This window comes from Pseudoduganella ginsengisoli (assembly GCF_009720865.1).
GTDB classification, from domain to species: Bacteria; Pseudomonadota; Gammaproteobacteria; order Burkholderiales; family Burkholderiaceae_D; genus Rugamonas; species Rugamonas ginsengisoli.
Genome location: NZ_WNLA01000009.1, coordinates 38341 through 54441, shown reverse-complemented (window position 1 = coordinate 54441; position 16101 = coordinate 38341). Strand labels below are relative to the sequence as shown.

Below are 16101 nucleotides of genomic sequence, written 5' to 3'. Positions count from 1 at the left end.
CGCCTTCACAGGTCGAACTTCAACTCCGCCACGACGGTACGCTGGGTGTACGGATGGAACGCCCAGTATTTGCGGTTGTTGAAGTTATCGATCCCCACCGATCCGCTCCACTGCCGGTTGAAGCGGTAGCGCACCCGCGCATCGAGCACCAGGTAATCCGACACGCCCATATACGTCATGCCATTCGGATCGTTGTTCAACAGCGATCCGTACTGGCGGCCGCTATAGCGCAAGCCGATGGTGGACGTCCAGTGCTCGCCCACGTGATATGACGCCATCAACACCGCGCGCCAGTCCGGCACGCGCGGCTGGCGTTTGCCGACGCTGGCCAGCAAAGCCGGATTGCTGGCGATGATGGAATCGGCATACGTGGCGCTGCCCGTCAGCGACAAGCCATGCAGCCACACTTCATCTTGCTGGTACGACAATTCCAGCCCATGGGTGCGGATACGGGCGATGTTTTGCACGGTATTGACAGTCGGCAGAGCGGGCAGCGGCTGCGAATACAGCGCATCGCGCGTGGTTTCGTGGAATGCCGTGATGCGCAGGCTGCCTTTTTCCAGTTGCCGTTCCGCTGTCAGTTCGCCGGTCCACGAACGTTCGGCGCGCAGCCATGGATCCGAGTTGACGATGGCATTGTTCACAATGGAACCCTGGAATAACTCTGCCGCGGTGGGATTGCGCACGGCGCGCCCCGCCGATGCTTTCAGCGACCAGTCATCGCTGGCGCGGTAGGCCAGTGCAGCCTTGGGCGACCACGATGATTCGCTGCGCTCTTTAAACAGCAGCAAGACATCGGCGCTGTTGGCGATACCGCCGCCAAACGCTTGCCAATGCTCGCCGCGCACGCCCAGCGTGGTTTTCCATACGTCCGTGATGCGCCACGTATCCTGCAGGTAGATGCTGGTCAGCCGTGTATCGCCGACAAACCGGGACACCGGCTTGCTGCCGGCGTCATCCATCCAGTCGGCGCCACTGGTGACGCGCGTGCGCAATTGCGCGCTGTCGCGCTGCACGCCGAATTCCACTGTGTGCGCCATACCATTCGGACGCCACACACCGCGCACCGTCAGCGTGTTCCAGCCGCTGCCGCCCATGTCGGTCAGGTTGCCCTGGCCCCTGGTATCGGGATTGGGCACCGCCACGGTCGGTGTGCGCACCTGGTCGCGCGCATAATCATACAGGCTGGCCGCCACTTCCCATTCGAACACGCCCCTGCCGCTTTGTTTCAGCGACAGGCCGTGCATCACGTGTTCCAGCGCCCCCCGCGATGGCGCAAAGTCCGACGCCAGCAAGCCATAGCTGCGGCCCGCCACGTTGACGGCGCCGCCATAGACCGGGTTCCCCGCATCGTCACGCAAGTACGACGACGACGTGCGCACCGCATCATTTTTCCACCAGCCCAGCGTGTAGCTGGCGCGCAGCGATGGCGCGATGTCGTACGCCAGCTTCATTTTCGCGTGGTCTTGCACCGTGTGCACCTGGCTGGTGGCGCCCAGGATCAGCCAGTCCGCGTTATTCGGGTTTTTATCGGCAATGGCGCCTGTGACAGCAATACCCTCGTTGCCTTCCTTGCCGGTGGTCACCAGCTTGTTGGCAAACGCGATGGGCTGGCCATTGCTGTCCAGCCGCGACACGCCGGTCCACCACGACCACGCGCCGGAACGGCCGCCTATCGATGCGCTGGCCTGGCCGCCGCTGTAACGGGAATCCGTGCCGTATTGCCGGAAGCCTTGCGTGCTGCCGGACAGTTTCACGTGCGCTTCCAGCTTGTCCGGCATGCGGGTCTGGAAATCCACGACAGCGCCCACCGAGTTGCCCGGATACGCAGCGGAAAACGGCCCATACAGCACATCGGCCCGTTCGATTTCTTCCGGCGACACCTGGCCCCAGCGGGGCGTATACGTGGCGCCGTTGCCCAGCAAATTCGACAGCAAAATGCCATCGGCATACACCAGCGAACGGGCGCTGTTGCCTGTGCCGGAGGCGCGGCTGGCCAGCACGGCATGGTCATAGTCGCCGATGTAGCGCTTGCGCACGTTCAGGCTGGGCAGGTATTTCAGCGCATCTTCCGCGTCACTGGCGTTGATGCGGTCTTCCACTTGCACACCCGTGATGCCTTCCATTGTCGTGGGAATTTGCGCGGGCAGCGACGTGGGACGCCCTGCCGTGATCTGGACCACGTGATCGGCCCAGGCAGGGGAAACCATGGACGCAGCAGCGCCCATCGCCGCCAGCATCACTGCCAGCGGCTTGCATGGTAAATTGTTCATTGCGTATCAGTGTGCGTGGGCGGGCCCGCTAGCGGGGACGACATCGAGGACAGGCGCAGGCGCCAGCAATTTGGCGCTGCTGTCGCCGGGGATTTCATCCCACGCGACACTGCCCTTCACGCACTGTTGAACCACCTTGAAATACACTTTGCCCGGTTCCACGGGCAGCTTGGCCTGGATGATGAATTCATCGAAATGCTCATCGGCCAGCGGGCCGCCCTTCCACGTGACTTCCCGCACGGCGGTGGTGATGGCCTTGCCGTGCGATTCCTGCGGCACGGACAACCTGCCTTGCACCATGGTGATCTTCCAGCCGGCCTTCGGCATCGGCTTGGCGCCGGTTACCGATTCCGGCAGCATCACGGTGATGGATTGGGTCGGGCTGCCGTCGCAGCCATGGCCGACGCGGAACGCCAGCTTGTGGTAGGTGTCGGCTTGTCCGGTGGGCTGGTCCAGGGTGACGTGGGCGGATGCGAACGGGGACAGCGCGGCGGCTGCCGCGATAGCGATCAACTTGTTCATATTGTTCACAATGCGCCTCACTTGGACTCTTTGGCAGGGACATAGTTCAAAGGCTTGACCAGCGCTTTGACTTCGACAGTTTCCAGCTTCTTGTCTTTCTTTTGCACGACCAGCGTCAGCGGCACCGTGTCGCCTTCTTTCATTTGCTGCTTCAACTGCATCAGCATCACGTGGTAGCCGCCGGACGCCAGCGCGACGGGTTTGCCGGCCGGCAGGTCGATGCCATCGACAGCCGACATTTTCATCATGCCGTTATCCATCGACATTTGATGGATTTCCACCATGCCCGCCACGGGCGAGCGCACTTCAACCAGGCGCGCATCCTGTGCGGACTGCACCAGCATAAAGGCGCCGGACGCTTTGGCGGCAGGCACCGTGGCGCGGACCCACGGATCTTTGACGGTCACTTGCGCGTGCGCGCTCGATGCCAGCAATGCGGCTGCGGACAGCATGGACAGGGAAACTACTTTGTTCAAGAACTTCATGTATCTACCTCTGAATCGGATTACGGGAGGCGCGGCACCGGAGTGCGGCGCGAAAAGTAAAACGTCAGACGTGCGCGGGCGGGCCGCGCGGCTGCGCCGTGGCCCAGACCGAAAGCGGCTGCGGCGCGTGATAGAACAGGAACGGTGTCAATTGCATGCCCACGTCGGGCAGGCTGGAAAGCGTAACGGGGGGCAGGCCGAACGAACCGGCATGCGTCTGGCAATAGGCGCAATCTTCGCCCATGGCTTTCGCCTTGCCGGAAGACTTGCCGCTGTCTTCCCCGGTGATCAGGCCGGACACCGTGACGCGGGAACCGTCGGCGCGGCAAATTTCCCACGTGGCGGGCACGCCTTGGCTGAAGGCGATGGCGTGCGAAATGGACGGCGCAAGCGCGTTCATCAAGACCGCAAAGCATGCGATCCAGAGCCACAGCGTCCTGGTTGCCGATGTCCGTTTCATAACGGGCGATTATAACCCGAGTCGTTTATACGGCGCGCTATACGTGGCATGGCGGCAAAGGCATAGTTCAACGGTGGAGTTGAGCCGCCGCCGCCCGCGCTGCCCGCCACCGGCTGGCCGGCGAAGGATGCGCGAACCCGCTGGCATTGGGTGCGCTGGACGCCTGCACCAGCTTGCGGAAATACCCCGCCAGCACGTGCGGTTCCCACCCTGCCCGGGCCGCCAGCTGCAAGCCGGCGCGGTCCGCTTCCAGTTCCTGCTGCCTGCCCAGCGGCGCCAGTTTCGCCATCAATGGGCCATCGTGGTCGACGGCATGTTCCAGCGCTGCAAACGGCTGCTCTGCCCACGCCGGCTCCAGCCGGATGGCTTCTTCATATTCCAGCAAATTGTGGCGCAGCACGGCATGGGCAATTTCATGCGCCAGCACCATGGCCAGTTCACCATCCGACAAATTCAGCGCATCCGCGTGGGCGCTGCTGACCAGCACCTTGCCGCCGGCAAAGGCATACGCATGTTCTTCGGGATCGGTGGTCGTGTGGACTTCCCACTGCCATGCTGCCGATTCGGGATAATCACGTGCCGCCTGCAACAGCAACGGTTGCACGATGCGCTGCACGCGCGCATGGAACGCGGCGTCGTTATCGAGCAGCTGCGCCGTGCGCAAATCCGCGATGCGTCCGTTGTACAGCACGGCCGCGCCAGCCATCACTTGCTGCTGGTCCAGCGCCAGCGGAACGGCGCTGGCGGCGCCCGGCACGGCCAGCAATCCAGCCAGCCATGCTGCCAGCAACGGCGCCCGCACAGCACGCCCTGCCCCGCCCCATGCCCGCGGCAAGGCGGCATAACAGGAGCAGCGCAAGGTCGCCATGGCGCTTAAGGTTTCAGCACTTCGCGTTCAACCAGCACGGTTTCCGTGCCGTCGGTCAGCCAGATCTGGCCATCCTGGATCGTGCACTGCAGCTGCATGGTGCGCTGGGCCATTTTTTCCAGCGCGGCCGATGCTTCAGCGGGAATATTGACCACGCTGACATTTTTCGCGCGGTCGATCTTGCCGGCCAGCGGCTTCCACCACACGTGCGACGTGGCGCTGTACGCATACACCATGACTTGTTCGGAACGGCCGGCCGCTTTCAGCAGGCGCTTGTCGTCCGGCTGGCCCACTTCAATCCACAGCTGGATTGCGCCAGTCAAATCCTTTTGCCACAAGTCGGGTTCTTCCGTATCGGACAAGCCTTTGGCATTGACCAGGGCGTCGTCGGCATGGATCGCAAACGCGAGGACGCGGATCATCAGGCGCTCGTCCGTTTCAGACGGGTGGCGCGCCAGGGTCAATTGGTGGGTGTTGTAGTAATTGCGGTCCATGTCGGCTATCGACAGTTCCGCCTTATAAATCGTGGATTTCAGTGCCATTAGAAGTTATTTAAAGACGACGGTTTTGCCGCCATTTTGCAAAATACGGTGTTCAACAAACCATTTGACGGCGCGCGCCAGCACCACGCACTCGACGTCGCGCCCGATAGCCGACAGCGTTTCCGCATCCATCGAGTGGTCGACGCGCTCGACGTCTTGCTCGATGATGGGGCCTTCATCGAGGTCGCTGGTGACGAAGTGCGCCGTCGCGCCGATCAGTTTCACGCCGCGGTGGTGCGCCTGCGCATACGGCTTGGCGCCCTTGAAGCTTGGCAGGAACGAGTGGTGGATGTTGATGGCCTTGCCCTTCAGGCGCGCGCACAGTTGCGGCGACAGGATTTGCATGTAGCGGGCCAGCACCACCAGGTCGATATTGTGCGACTCGACCAGTTCAATGATGCGCGCTTCCTGCGCCAGCTTGGCTTCTTCCGATGCCCCCGTTGCCAGCGGCAAGTGGTGGAACGGGATATTGTAGCTGGCCGCCAGCTGGTAAAAGTCCATGTGGTTCGACACGATGGCCGGGATTTCCACCGGCAGCAGGCCGCTCTTGTAGCGGAACAGCAAATCGTTGAGGCAGTGGCCAATCTTCGACACCATCAGCAGCACGCGTGGCTTGGCATGTGCATCGCGCAATTCCCAATCCAGCTTCATGTCGTCGCCCAATTGCGCGAATTCCGCGCGCAGCGCCTGGTCGGTCATGGCACTGTCTTCCAGCGCAAAGTGCACGCGCATGAAGAACAAATGGGATTCGCTGTCGCCAAACTGGGCGGAGTCGATGATGTTGCAGCCATGCTCGGCCAGGAAGCCGGAAACGCGATGCACGATGCCGCGCTGGTCCAGGCAAGACAGGGTCAGGATGTATTCAGGGTGCGTCATGGCGAAATAAAAATCGGTTTAGCTACAAAATAAACAGGCAATAACCTGCTATTGTCGCATGTCTTGGCGTCACAACAGGTATTTTGAAAAATAGCACGGTCGTTCATTTTAAGTTATAGTAGGAATACAACCCTGAATAACTATGGAGGCACGATGTCCACATCCCTGGAAAACCTGCAATACCGCCTGGCAACCCGTCCAGTCGGCCTGCCGACCGACAGCAACTGGCAGCGCGTGACGGAACCCGTACGCGAACTGGCCGATGGCGAAGTGCTGGTGAAGACGCAATACCTGTCGCTGGACCCGGCCATGCGCGGCTGGATGAATGACGCGAAATCGTATATCCGCCCGGTCGCCATTGGCGAAGTCATGCGCGCCGGCGGCATTGGCGAAGTGGTGGCGTCGAAATCGCCGAAATTTGCCGTGGGCGATATCGTCACGGGCGGCCTGGGCGTGCAAACGTACTGGATCGGCGCCGCGGATGACCGCAGCGCCGCACTGGCAAAAATCGACACGCGGCTGGCGCCAGCCACCGTGTGGACCAATACCTTGGGCATGCCGGGCATGACGGCTTACTTTGGCTTGCTGGAAGTGGGCCAGCCGAAAGCCGGCGAAACGGTCGTGGTGTCGGGCGCCGCCGGCGCGGTCGGCCAGACCGTGGGCCAGGTGGCGAAACAGCTGGGCTGCCGCGTGGTCGGCATTGCCGGCGGCAAAGATAAGTGCGACTTCGTTGTGAACGAGCTGGGCTTTGATGCGTGCATTGATTACAAGGCGGGCGATATTCGTGCCGGCCTGAAAGAACACTGCCCGCAAGGCGTCGACGTCTACTTCGACAACGTCGGCGGCGAGATTTTGGATACCGTATTGACGCGCATCAATATGAAAGCCCGGATTGTGATCTGTGGTGCGATTTCTCAATACAACAATACGACACCGGTCAAAGGTCCGGCCAATTACCTGTCGCTGCTGGTCAACCGTGCCCGCATGGAAGGCATGGTGGTGTTTGATTATGCCGACCGCTACCACGTCGCGATTGCCCAACTGGCCACTTGGTTAAAAGAAGGCAAGATCAAGAGCCGTGAAGATGTCGTGCAAGGCATCGATCAATTCCCGCAAGCATTGACGATGCTGTTTGAAGGCAAAAACTTTGGCAAGCTGGTGTTGAAAGTCGCGTAACGCGCTGTCTGCGCATCAGTCCGCCGCGGAACTTATCCGCGCGCTGCCCCTCTAAGCAAGGACCGCCATCCCGGCGGTCTTTTTACTTTCTAAGGAGCAGCATCATGACCGACTCGACCCCTCCGAAATCCCCTGAAAAATCCTCGTCGAAACGCGGCTTTGCCGCCATGGATGCCGAACAGCAGCGCGCCATTGCCAGCCGGGGCGGCCAGGCTGCGCACCAGAAAGGCACGGCCCATGAATTCAATTCCGAAGAAGCGCGCCGTGCAGGGCAAAAAGGCGGCGAAGCCGTCAGCCGCGACCGGGCCCACATGTCGGCCATTGGCCGCAAAGGCGGCGAGAGCCGCCAATCCGCCAACCGCTTGAACAAGCAGCAGGCGGCCAGCGGAGGCAATGAGCAATAGTCCTTCACACCATTTTGATGGGCGCGGCATGGGTCACGACATGCCGCCTGAAAGAGGGATACACAGTTTGATGCGTAGATGTGACATCTAGCAACTACTTTTAGTGACAAATATCAAGCCCGTCTATAATGAACTGGCTTGTCAAACTGGCACCACGAAAGGATTTGCCATGCCTACTGCGATTCCGTACGACGACTTGCAATCCGCGTTCAACTTTGTTTCCGCTGCGGCGCCCTATGAGCGCAATGCGTATATCGCCAAGGAAACGGGCGAAGTGTTCCACGCTGCACAAATCTACGATGCCTATAAGCGGATTCCACCCGATGTCGATGATGTGGAGCGGTATTGGTCCGTGCCGCACCGCCAGGATCTCGACCTGGGCAGCCGGCTGGAATTGAAATTCGTGCAAGAACACATTCCTGCTCAGTTCGCGGTTGCCGAAGATTTCTTCCACCGGCGCGGCGCGCACGCGAAATTCCACGATATGGTGGCAAAGGCTGGCAAAGAAGCGCAGTGGCGCCAGTATGAGCATGACGCCACGGAACAGGCGCTGCGCAAATGGGCGAATGACGAGGGATTGGCGCTGGCTTGAAGCCCGTATGGCCCGGCAGTCAGCCGGGCACGCCGACAATCACGCTGGACGCCTTGAACAGCGCCGTGACCGCCATTCCTTCTTTCAACCCCAAGGACTGGCTGCCTTCCAGGCTCAGGCTCGCGCCCAGCACGCCGCCGCCCGGCAACGTAATGCTGACGTCCGCATTGACTTCCCCCGCCACCAGGCGCGTGATGACCCCGCTTAACTGGTTGCGGGCCGACAGCCTGGCGCCATCGGCATCGGTGGCAATGATGACGGACGACGCCTTGACCAGCGCAAACGCGTCGCCGCCTACGGCCAAGCCCAGGCCATCCGTACTATCGCGTGTAATGATGGCCACCAGCCGCTGGCCGCCGACGATATCCAGCGTCACTTCATCATTGACGGCGCCCCGCTTGATGGATGAGACTGTGCCGGAAAACTGGTTGCGCGCGCTGGTTTTCATTTTCATGGTCTGGATCAGCAAGAAATCATCCGCCAGCGCATGCGACTGGCGGCTCAAGTGTTCAATAAACATGCGGTGTTCGCGCTCAATCAGGCGGAAGTTGTCCACCAACTGCTGGCCGCGCGGGGTCAGCCGCGTGCCGCCGCCGCCCTTGCCGCCCGCCAGGCGCTCGACCAGCGGCTCGCCCGCCAGGTTATTCATACCTTCAATGGCATCCCACGCCCCCTTGTAACTCATGTGCACAGCCTTGGCAGCCTGCGTAATCGAGCCATGGCTGGCAATGGCTGCCAGCAGCGCGACCCGGTCAGAGCCGCCCAGTTGCTGGCCGCCCACCGTCATCCAGACTTTGCCTTCCAGCGCCAGTTTGTCATCCGCCATCACAGGTCTCCACTTGTTGCTCTCCGGCGATCACACCATCCATCATGGTCAGCACATGGCCGCCGAAGACCCGCGCATCTTCCGGGTCGTGAGTAATCATCAGCATCGGCACTTTCAGGCGGCGCTGCAGCGCATCGAGTTCGTCGCGCATGCGCACGCGCAGCGCCGGGTCCAGCGCGGCAAACGGTTCATCGAGCAGCAACGCCTGCGGTTCGTCGATCAGTGCGCGCGCCAGCGCCACGCGCTGCCGCTGGCCGCCCGACAACTGGGCCGGGAACTGGTGCGCCACCGGACGCAATTCAAACGCGTCCAGCCAGTATTCGATTTTTTCACCGTGCGCCTTGGGCGGTGGATTGAACCATCCTTTTTTCAACCCGAACGCGATATTTTGCCGCACATTCAAATGGGGAAACAGCGCGTAATCCTGGAACAGGTAGCCGACCTGGCGCCGCTGTACCGGCACATCCACTTTCGCGGCACGGTCATACAGCGTCCGGCCATTGAGCCTGATATGGCCCGTGTCAGGCGTCACCAGCCCGGCGACGGCTTTTAACAGCATGCTCTTGCCGGCGCCGGATGCACCGTAAATCACGATACGGTCACTGGCCGACACCAGCTTCGCCTGCAAGCGGAATGTACGCTCGCCGGCACGCAGGGTTTTCGCGATATCCACATCGATCAGCATGATTTACAACCTGCGGTTGGGAGTGAGCCGATTGGCCAGCACCAGCACGGCAATGCACGTGATGGACGTAATTATCACCAGCAAATTCGCCGTATCGTCTTGCCCTGCCTGCACGGCTTCATACACGGCAATCGACAAGGTTTGCGTCTTGCCTGGGATGCTGCCGGCCACCATCAAGGTCGCGCCAAACTCGCCCATGGAACGGGCAAATGCCAGCAAAGTACCGGCCAGCACGCCGCGCCACGCCAGCGGAAAGGTCACGCGCAAAAAGACGCCGGCAGGCGAAATGCCCAGCACGCGGGCGGCATCTTCCAGTTGGGGTTCGACGGTTTCAAAGGCCGAGCGGGCCGCCTTCAGCACGAGGGGAAACGCGACGACTGCGGCAGCAATGGCCGCCGCCTGCCACGTGAAAATCAAGTTGATGCCGAACTGCCGTTGCAGCCAGTGCCCCAGCGGGCCATTGCGGCCCAGGATCACCAGCAGGTAATAGCCAAGCACCGTGGGCGGCATCACCATTGGTAAAGTCAATAACGCGTCCAGCGTTTCGCGGCCCCAAAAACGGCAACGCGCCAGCACGTAGCCCAGCGCGACGCCAAACACGATGTCCAGCAAGGTGGCCCAGCCGGCCACCTTTAATGACAGCGCCAGCGCAACCCAGGCTGGCTGCCAGAATTCACTCATTACGGTTTGCCGAATCCATATTTGGCCAATGTCGCCTGGCCTGCGGCGGAATGCACGTAGGCGAGGAATTGGTTGGCGCCGGCGCTATTGGGCGCGCTACGGATGGCGGCAATCGGATACGTGACCGGCGTGGCGCTTGGCACTGGCAGGACCACTTTGACTTTATCCTTTTGCGCGCCCGCATCCGTCACATACACAAAGCCCGCATCCACTTCACCGCGCGCCACATAATCGAGGCTTTGGCGCACGGAAGCGCCAAATACCAGCTTCGGTTCCACGGCAGTCCACAGGCCGGCTTTTTCCAGCGCTTCTTTCGCATAGCGGCCGATCGGCACACCGGCGGGATTGCCCATCGTGATTTTCGCCACGGCCGGCGATTTCAAATCCGCCAGACTTTTGATTGGCAGCGTGCGGGCGGCCGGCACAATCAGCACCACGCTGTTGCTGGCGAAATTCTTGCGGCTGCCCTGCACCAGCAAATGCTGCGCTTCCGCCTTGTCCATCGCATCCTGGTCGGCGGACGCGAAAACATCCACCGGTGCACCTTTGGCAATTTGCTGCACCAGCGCGTCAGACGCGGCAAAGTTCAGCAATACTTTATCGCCAGGATGGGCCGCTTCAAACGATTGCGATAATTCCTTGAACGCGTTGGTCAGGCTGGCAGCGGCGGACACCGTGATGTCGGCAGCCGACGCGGACCATGCAAACGCGCCCAGGATTGCGGTGCAGCACATTTTCTTCAACATCAGCACTCCTCGTAGTCAGGTATCAGCGCAATATACGGGATTATATAGCGTTACCCATGCGATGATGCCAACGATCACTATATAGTTCTGTATATATCGCTATTGCGGCTCGATGACGAGGTTGCCGCCCAGCAGTGGCCGGCGCAGGATCTGGTACACGTCGATGTCAAATTCACCGCGCGCCATGGGCTTCCGCCGCCCCTTGGGCTTGACGCCCATATAACACCAGCGGTCCACCAGCTGCACCTGGCGCAGCCCGTCCGACTCTTCCACGATGCCGATCGCGCCGCCATAGGGCCAGCGCGCCACTTGCCAGTCGCCCAGCGCTTCCAGCAGCCGCGCCCGGTGTACTTCCGGCGTTTCCGCGCCCGCGCACGCGCCGTGGCAGCGGCCGATCTGGTGTGCGAAACACGGACGGCCCCGCGCGATTTTTTCCAATCCCAGCAAGGCCGGACACAAACCATGCTGCTGCACCAGGCCGCGCAGGGCTTCCAGCGCAGCGGCACGGCTGCCAAACAAGCCAAACAAGTTATCCGTGCCGGCGAAATCCCGCTCGCGGCCATACACCAGTTGCAGCGCCACGCTCTCTTCCGGCAACACGTAGCCGCACATTTCCCGCGTGCGGCGCAGTTTCTGGTTGAACACGGGCTGCAGTTTCTTGATGAGTTGCGCTTCCCGCAACAGCGCGCCAATTTCCCCGCCCGTGCGTTCGAAATCAATGCGGGCACTGCGCGCCAGCATTTGCATTTCTTCAGGCGTGCGCAAATGGCTGAGTACCCGTGAGCGGATATTGACGCTTTTGCCCACGTAAATAGCGGTGCCGGCGCCATCGCGGAAGATATAAATGCCCGGCTGCTGGGGCAGCGCATCCAGGCTGGACTGGTCGATATGGGACGGGTAACTGAACGACAAGGCAGGATCACTGCGGACTATCAGCCCCACAGAATTCACATGGGTACGCATCGCACCATCATATGGTACATTTCCGCTCTTGTCCCGTAGAAATTACCGCATCATGCAGCCCCTGAAATACCTGAGCGCCTATTCCGACCAAACCCAGCAACAAGTCCGCCTGCTGATGGACCAGGGGCGGCTGAGCGAAACATTATTGAAACGCTATCCGGCCGCGCATGATGTCCGCAATGACAAGGCGCTGTACCAGTACGTGCAAGACTTGCGCGAAGAATTCCTGCGCAATGCAGCGCCCATCGACAAAGTCATGTTCGACAGCAAAATCCACGTGATTAACCATGCGCTGGGGCTGCACACGTCGATTTCCCGGGTGCAGGGCGGCAAGTTGAAGGCCAAGCATGAAATCCGCATCGGCACGATGTTCCGCGACGCGCCACCGGAATTTTTACGGATGATTGCCGTGCACGAACTGGCGCACGTGAAGGAAAAGCAGCACGACAAGGCGTTTTACAAGCTGTGCACGTATATGGAACCGAATTACCACCAGTATGAATTTGACGTGCGGCTGTATTTGACGGCGCTCGATGTGGAAGGCAAAAAACTGTGGGGCGCCTGAGCGCCCCATCCGGCTTAACGGTTAACGAACCGTTTCAGCAGTGCCGCCGGTGAACTGTCCACCATCATCAATTCCGCATGCTGCGGCTTAATGAAACCCTGCTCTTTCGCATGTTGGATGAACCCCACCAAGTGGTCGTAAAAACCGTCGACATTCAGCAAGCCCACTGGCTTGGAATGGATGCCCAGTTGCGACCACGTCAGCATTTCAAACAATTCTTCCATGGTCCCCATGCCGCCGGGCATGGCAATGAAACCGTCTGCCAGTTGCGCCATCATGGCTTTGCGCTCGTGCATGTCCTTGACGATGAATTGGCGGGTCAGGCCCGTGTGCCCGACTTCGCGTTCCACCAGCGCTGTCGGGATCACACCCGTGACTTCACCGCCCAAACGCAGCACTTCATCGGCAATCACGCCCATCAAGCCTACGTTGCCACCGCCATATACCAGCGACAAATTTGCTTCCACCAGCGCGCGCGCCAGCGAACGCGCCTCTTCCGCATAACGGGGAGACACGCCGCCATTGGCGCCGCAATAGACGCAGATCGATTTCAATTGTTGCAAGTTACTCGTCCTCTAGCTCGGATTTGGCCAGTTCCACGTCCAGCCGCTCGTTGGCGTCCGCTGCTTCGTGTGCGGCCGCCTTTTCATATAAACCGACAGCTTCGTCCATTTTCTTCTTGCCGTCCAGCATAACGAGCGCATTCGCATATTCGATATACGCTATAGCGCTGTTGGGATTCAATTCCATTGCCTTCTTGAACAGCTTGTAACCCTCTTCTTTTTTCGCGCCATAGGTCAGGCCGGCAATCATCGAGCCCACCTTGTCGACGATTTCCGCGTGGTAGCTGCCCAGTGCAATATGCGCATCCGCGTGCTTGGGCGCCAGCTTGATGGCGGTGTCCAGGCTGTTTTTGACTTTCGCACCGATGCCCTGCGACAGCGCCTTGACGACAGAGATGCCCTGCGCGTAGCGGCCCAGCGCATAGGCGTGCCAGTAAAAGCCGGCCGCATTCTTCGGCTGTTCTTCCTGCTGCTGTTCGCAGCGCTCCGCTACTTCCAGGTACAGGTCCAGCTTTTTCTTGTCACTCTTCTCCAGGTAATTGGCATAGATGCAGGTCGCGCGGTTCGCGACGGAATAACCATCGACGCCCTGCGCCAGGCCCAGTTCCGCAGCTTTTTCAAAGTCGCCCGCATGGTACGCAATCCACGCCTGCACCAGTTCCGGGGTCGATGGATAGCTTTCCGCATCGTTGGCGTGCAGGCGCGCCCACGCCTTTTTCAGGCTGGCTGCAGTGTAGACGTAAGCGTCATCCGCGTACGGGAATTTGGTCCATGCCATGGTGCTTCTCCTAGGTGAGTTTTTTTAGGTATTCTTCAGACAGTTTTTGGAACAGCAAATGCGTCTCACCGCGCAGGTAGGGGCCGATCTGCGACAGCACCTGGTAGCAGCCGCGGGCCAGTGCATCGGCCATCGATTGCTGCTCCGTATATTTACGCGGATTGCGTACGTATTCGTAAGACAGCCAGTACGTCGCGACCACCACCATATTAGTCGCCATTGCATCGATTTGCGCATCGGAAGCTTCCAGCGATTGCTCGCTGCGCAAGTCTTCGCATAATTGCTTGGCGACCTTGATTTTGTGCGCGAGGATTTGTTTGAAATGCAGTTCCAGCTTGCGGTTACGCGACAATAAATCATTGAGGTCGCGGTAAAAGAAGCGGTAACGCCAAATCAATTCAAACATCAAGTGCAAATACAGCCACACGTCTTCAATATTCGAACGGCGGCCATCCGGCACTTGCAATATCCGTTCGATTTCACCCTCGAATTGCGTGAAAATCGAATTGACAATATCGTCTTTATTTCGGAAGTGATAATAAAGATTACCCGGCGAAATATTCATTTCTTCCGCAATTACGGTAGTCGTGATATTCGGTTCGCCAAATTCGTTAAATAAACGAAGGGATAATTCCAGGATGCGTTCGCGCGTGCGTCGTGGTGCTTTTTGTTGCATGGTGGTCGTTATCGGTTTTTCTTCATGCAAGGATAACACCGAAGCATTGCTTTCCACAGTGCTATTCCTGTTGAGCTTCAACGCCATGAACCACCCTCAAGTAACGTTCCAGGTCAGTCAGCGCGGCATCGAGCTCCAGCAACGACTTGCGGGGCGGCTGGTCGCTGACGAGGCGCAGACTTTTATCTTGCAAGACAGATTCCCGCAGGCGCATGCCGTGGCGGGCCAGTTTCGGGGCCAGGTTGTGGCGCTGTTGCCACAATGCCTGGCGCGTATGCTGATAGGCTTGTTCGCACGTGTGGCGCCGGTTGTTGTAGCTGAACATCGCCGTAAAGAATAATTCGGCGTCGGTTTCACTGGGCTGAAACAACAATATATCCACGTGCGGATGGCTGACCTGATAGCTGGCCAGGCCGGTTTCCAGCCGCGAATGCAAGATCGAGCGGATAGTCTGCGACAACACGTCGATCAGGCCGCCATTCACCAGCTTGCCTGCACCGGCTTTAAAGCGGGCGTTATACGGAACAATGGGATTGACCAGCAACAGCAATTCCACGCCCTCTTCCAGCGCAATCGACGAGTGCATGGTTTTGCGCAAAGCGCCGTCGACAAAATGGTGGCCATTGATTTCCACTGGCGGGAATAAGCCGGGCACGGCGGCGCTGGCTTGCACGGCGGTCGAGATCGGCGTGCTGTCCCAGCCGGCTTCGCCAAAGCGCACGGCTTTGCCGGTATCGAGGTCGGTGGCGACAATAATCAGCTTGCGCCCCAGCTTGCGGAAATCATTGGTGCGGCCAGCCTGGCTATATACAGATTCCAGGTAGCGGCCCAGCGAATCCGCTGACAGGAAGCCGGCAGGCAGCGCTTCTTTCATGCGCTCGAATGAGCCGGCCAGGCTTTTGCGGTTGCGCGCATAGTGCAGCAGGCTGCCGGCCAGCAAACGGGGCACGGTGCGGGCGCGCTTGGCCAATTCCCGCAGCGCGGGGCGCAGCAGGGTTTCCGGACGGAATAGCAGCGCCCCTTCGGCAGCTTCCACGTCGCTTTCCACGAACAGCCGGCACATCTGGTGCGGCGTTACGCCATTGGCCAGGGCGGACGTAATCACGGCCCCGGCGCTGACGCCGACGTAAATGTCGGCCTTATTTAAATCCAGTCCTTCGATGGCTTCCGCAATGGCAGCCAGCGCACCGATTTCATATACCACGGCAAGCGGACCGCCACCTGCCAGCGCCAGCCCGATTTTCACCGGTGGCTTCGTCTCGTTATCTTGTTGTTTCTGTTCTGCGGGCATGTAATTCCATTAATGCCGGATAAGCGGCCGAAAACGCAAAAGGCCCGCACGCGGCAGGCCTGTAGCAAATTCCCTCGGACCCGGCCCGCAAGCGGGCCGGGGGAGGAGGACCGAGGGAACTTGTAGTAC

The 16101-nt window shown here is 60.0% G+C and carries 20 protein-coding genes; 4 read left to right on the top strand and 16 right to left on the bottom strand.

All coding sequences use genetic code 11. The features are described 5' to 3' along the window. Nucleotides 1-5: 5 nt before the first annotated feature. From GM668_RS14715 to purU, 7 genes are all read right to left on the bottom strand, one after another. Nucleotides 6-2273, bottom strand: coding sequence for a TonB-dependent receptor (locus GM668_RS14715; RefSeq protein WP_155439715.1), 2268 nt, complete (start codon nucleotides 2271-2273; stop codon nucleotides 6-8). Nucleotides 2274-2279: 6 nt separating this feature from the next. Next, a complete protein-coding gene (locus GM668_RS14710; protein WP_155439714.1) occupies nucleotides 2280-2795 on the bottom strand; it encodes a YcnI family copper-binding membrane protein in 516 nt (171 codons plus the stop codon). A 17-nt stretch (nucleotides 2796-2812) separates the two neighbouring features. After that, nucleotides 2813-3280 (bottom strand): copper chaperone PCu(A)C, encoded by a 468-nt coding sequence (locus tag GM668_RS14705; protein WP_155439713.1) that lies wholly within the window; start codon nucleotides 3278-3280, stop codon nucleotides 2813-2815. 64 nt (nucleotides 3281-3344) lie between these two features. Further along, the gene (locus GM668_RS14700) at nucleotides 3345-3740 is read right to left on the bottom strand and encodes a DUF2946 domain-containing protein (RefSeq protein WP_155439712.1); all 396 of its coding nucleotides are present in this window, start codon (nucleotides 3738-3740) and stop codon (nucleotides 3345-3347) included. A 67-nt stretch (nucleotides 3741-3807) separates the two neighbouring features. Next, entirely contained in the window at nucleotides 3808-4608 is an 801-nt protein-coding gene (locus GM668_RS14695) for a M48 family metalloprotease (RefSeq protein ID WP_155439711.1), read from the bottom strand. Nucleotides 4609-4613: 5 nt separating this feature from the next. Further along, nucleotides 4614-5150 (bottom strand): YaeQ family protein, encoded by a 537-nt coding sequence (locus GM668_RS14690; RefSeq protein ID WP_155439710.1) that lies wholly within the window; start codon nucleotides 5148-5150, stop codon nucleotides 4614-4616. A gap of 6 nt (nucleotides 5151-5156) precedes the next feature. After that, the gene (gene purU, locus GM668_RS14685) at nucleotides 5157-6026 is read right to left on the bottom strand and encodes a formyltetrahydrofolate deformylase (protein ID WP_155439709.1); all 870 of its coding nucleotides are present in this window, start codon (nucleotides 6024-6026) and stop codon (nucleotides 5157-5159) included. A gap of 153 nt (nucleotides 6027-6179) precedes the next feature. Here purU and GM668_RS14680 point away from each other — a divergent pair, with 153 nt between their 5' ends. The 3 genes from GM668_RS14680 to GM668_RS14670 all read left to right on the top strand — a co-directional run bounded on the left by GM668_RS14680 (nucleotide 6180) and on the right by GM668_RS14670 (nucleotide 8198). Further along, nucleotides 6180-7202, top strand: coding sequence for an NADP-dependent oxidoreductase (locus GM668_RS14680; RefSeq protein WP_155439708.1), 1023 nt, complete (start codon nucleotides 6180-6182; stop codon nucleotides 7200-7202). A 104-nt stretch (nucleotides 7203-7306) separates the two neighbouring features. Further along, nucleotides 7307-7606 (top strand): KGG domain-containing protein, encoded by a 300-nt coding sequence (locus GM668_RS14675; protein ID WP_229499338.1) that lies wholly within the window; start codon nucleotides 7307-7309, stop codon nucleotides 7604-7606. 169 nt (nucleotides 7607-7775) lie between these two features. Further along, complete coding sequence (locus tag GM668_RS14670; protein WP_155439707.1) at nucleotides 7776-8198, top strand: hypothetical protein; 423 nt, start codon at nucleotides 7776-7778, stop codon at nucleotides 8196-8198. Nucleotides 8199-8217: 19 nt separating this feature from the next. Here the strand turns inward: GM668_RS14670 and GM668_RS14665 are convergent, their stop codons facing one another. The 5 genes from GM668_RS14665 to GM668_RS14645 form a co-directional block, all read right to left on the bottom strand. Next, a complete protein-coding gene (locus tag GM668_RS14665) occupies nucleotides 8218-9024 on the bottom strand; it encodes a TOBE domain-containing protein (protein ID WP_155439706.1) in 807 nt (268 codons plus the stop codon). Continuing rightward, nucleotides 9014-9709: an ABC transporter ATP-binding protein gene (locus GM668_RS14660; RefSeq protein WP_155439705.1), complete on the bottom strand. Its 696-nt coding sequence runs from the start codon at nucleotides 9707-9709 to the stop codon at nucleotides 9014-9016. Before GM668_RS14660 ends, GM668_RS14665 begins: the two co-directional genes overlap by 11 nt. A 3-nt stretch (nucleotides 9710-9712) precedes the next feature. Further along, nucleotides 9713-10390: a molybdate ABC transporter permease subunit gene (modB, locus tag GM668_RS14655; RefSeq protein ID WP_155439704.1), complete on the bottom strand. Its 678-nt coding sequence runs from the start codon at nucleotides 10388-10390 to the stop codon at nucleotides 9713-9715. Beyond that, complete coding sequence (modA, locus tag GM668_RS14650) at nucleotides 10390-11136, bottom strand: molybdate ABC transporter substrate-binding protein (RefSeq protein ID WP_155439703.1); 747 nt, start codon at nucleotides 11134-11136, stop codon at nucleotides 10390-10392. Before modA ends, modB begins: the two co-directional genes overlap by 1 nt. Nucleotides 11137-11235: 99 nt before the next feature. Beyond that, entirely contained in the window at nucleotides 11236-12099 is an 864-nt protein-coding gene (locus GM668_RS14645) for an endonuclease (RefSeq protein WP_155439702.1), read from the bottom strand. A 52-nt stretch (nucleotides 12100-12151) separates the two neighbouring features. Here GM668_RS14645 and GM668_RS14640 point away from each other — a divergent pair, with 52 nt between their 5' ends. Further along, the gene (locus GM668_RS14640; RefSeq protein ID WP_155439701.1) at nucleotides 12152-12664 is read left to right on the top strand and encodes a YgjP-like metallopeptidase domain-containing protein; all 513 of its coding nucleotides are present in this window, start codon (nucleotides 12152-12154) and stop codon (nucleotides 12662-12664) included. Between the two features lie 14 nt (nucleotides 12665-12678). On the opposite strand, the gene GM668_RS14635 is transcribed toward GM668_RS14640, so the two are convergent. The 4 genes from GM668_RS14635 to GM668_RS14620 all read right to left on the bottom strand — a co-directional run bounded on the left by GM668_RS14635 (nucleotide 12679) and on the right by GM668_RS14620 (nucleotide 15972). After that, nucleotides 12679-13218 (bottom strand): LOG family protein, encoded by a 540-nt coding sequence (locus GM668_RS14635; RefSeq protein ID WP_155439832.1) that lies wholly within the window; start codon nucleotides 13216-13218, stop codon nucleotides 12679-12681. A gap of 10 nt (nucleotides 13219-13228) precedes the next feature. Then, on the bottom strand, nucleotides 13229-14005 hold the full coding sequence (locus GM668_RS14630; RefSeq protein WP_155439700.1) for a tetratricopeptide repeat protein: 777 nt from the start codon (nucleotides 14003-14005) through the stop codon (nucleotides 13229-13231). Between the two features lie 10 nt (nucleotides 14006-14015). Next, a complete protein-coding gene (locus GM668_RS14625) occupies nucleotides 14016-14681 on the bottom strand; it encodes a TetR/AcrR family transcriptional regulator (protein ID WP_155439699.1) in 666 nt (221 codons plus the stop codon). Between the two features lie 61 nt (nucleotides 14682-14742). Beyond that, nucleotides 14743-15972, bottom strand: a complete 1230-nt coding sequence (locus tag GM668_RS14620; RefSeq protein WP_155439698.1) for a patatin-like phospholipase family protein — start codon at nucleotides 15970-15972, stop codon at nucleotides 14743-14745. Nucleotides 15973-16101 lie beyond the last annotated feature (129 nt).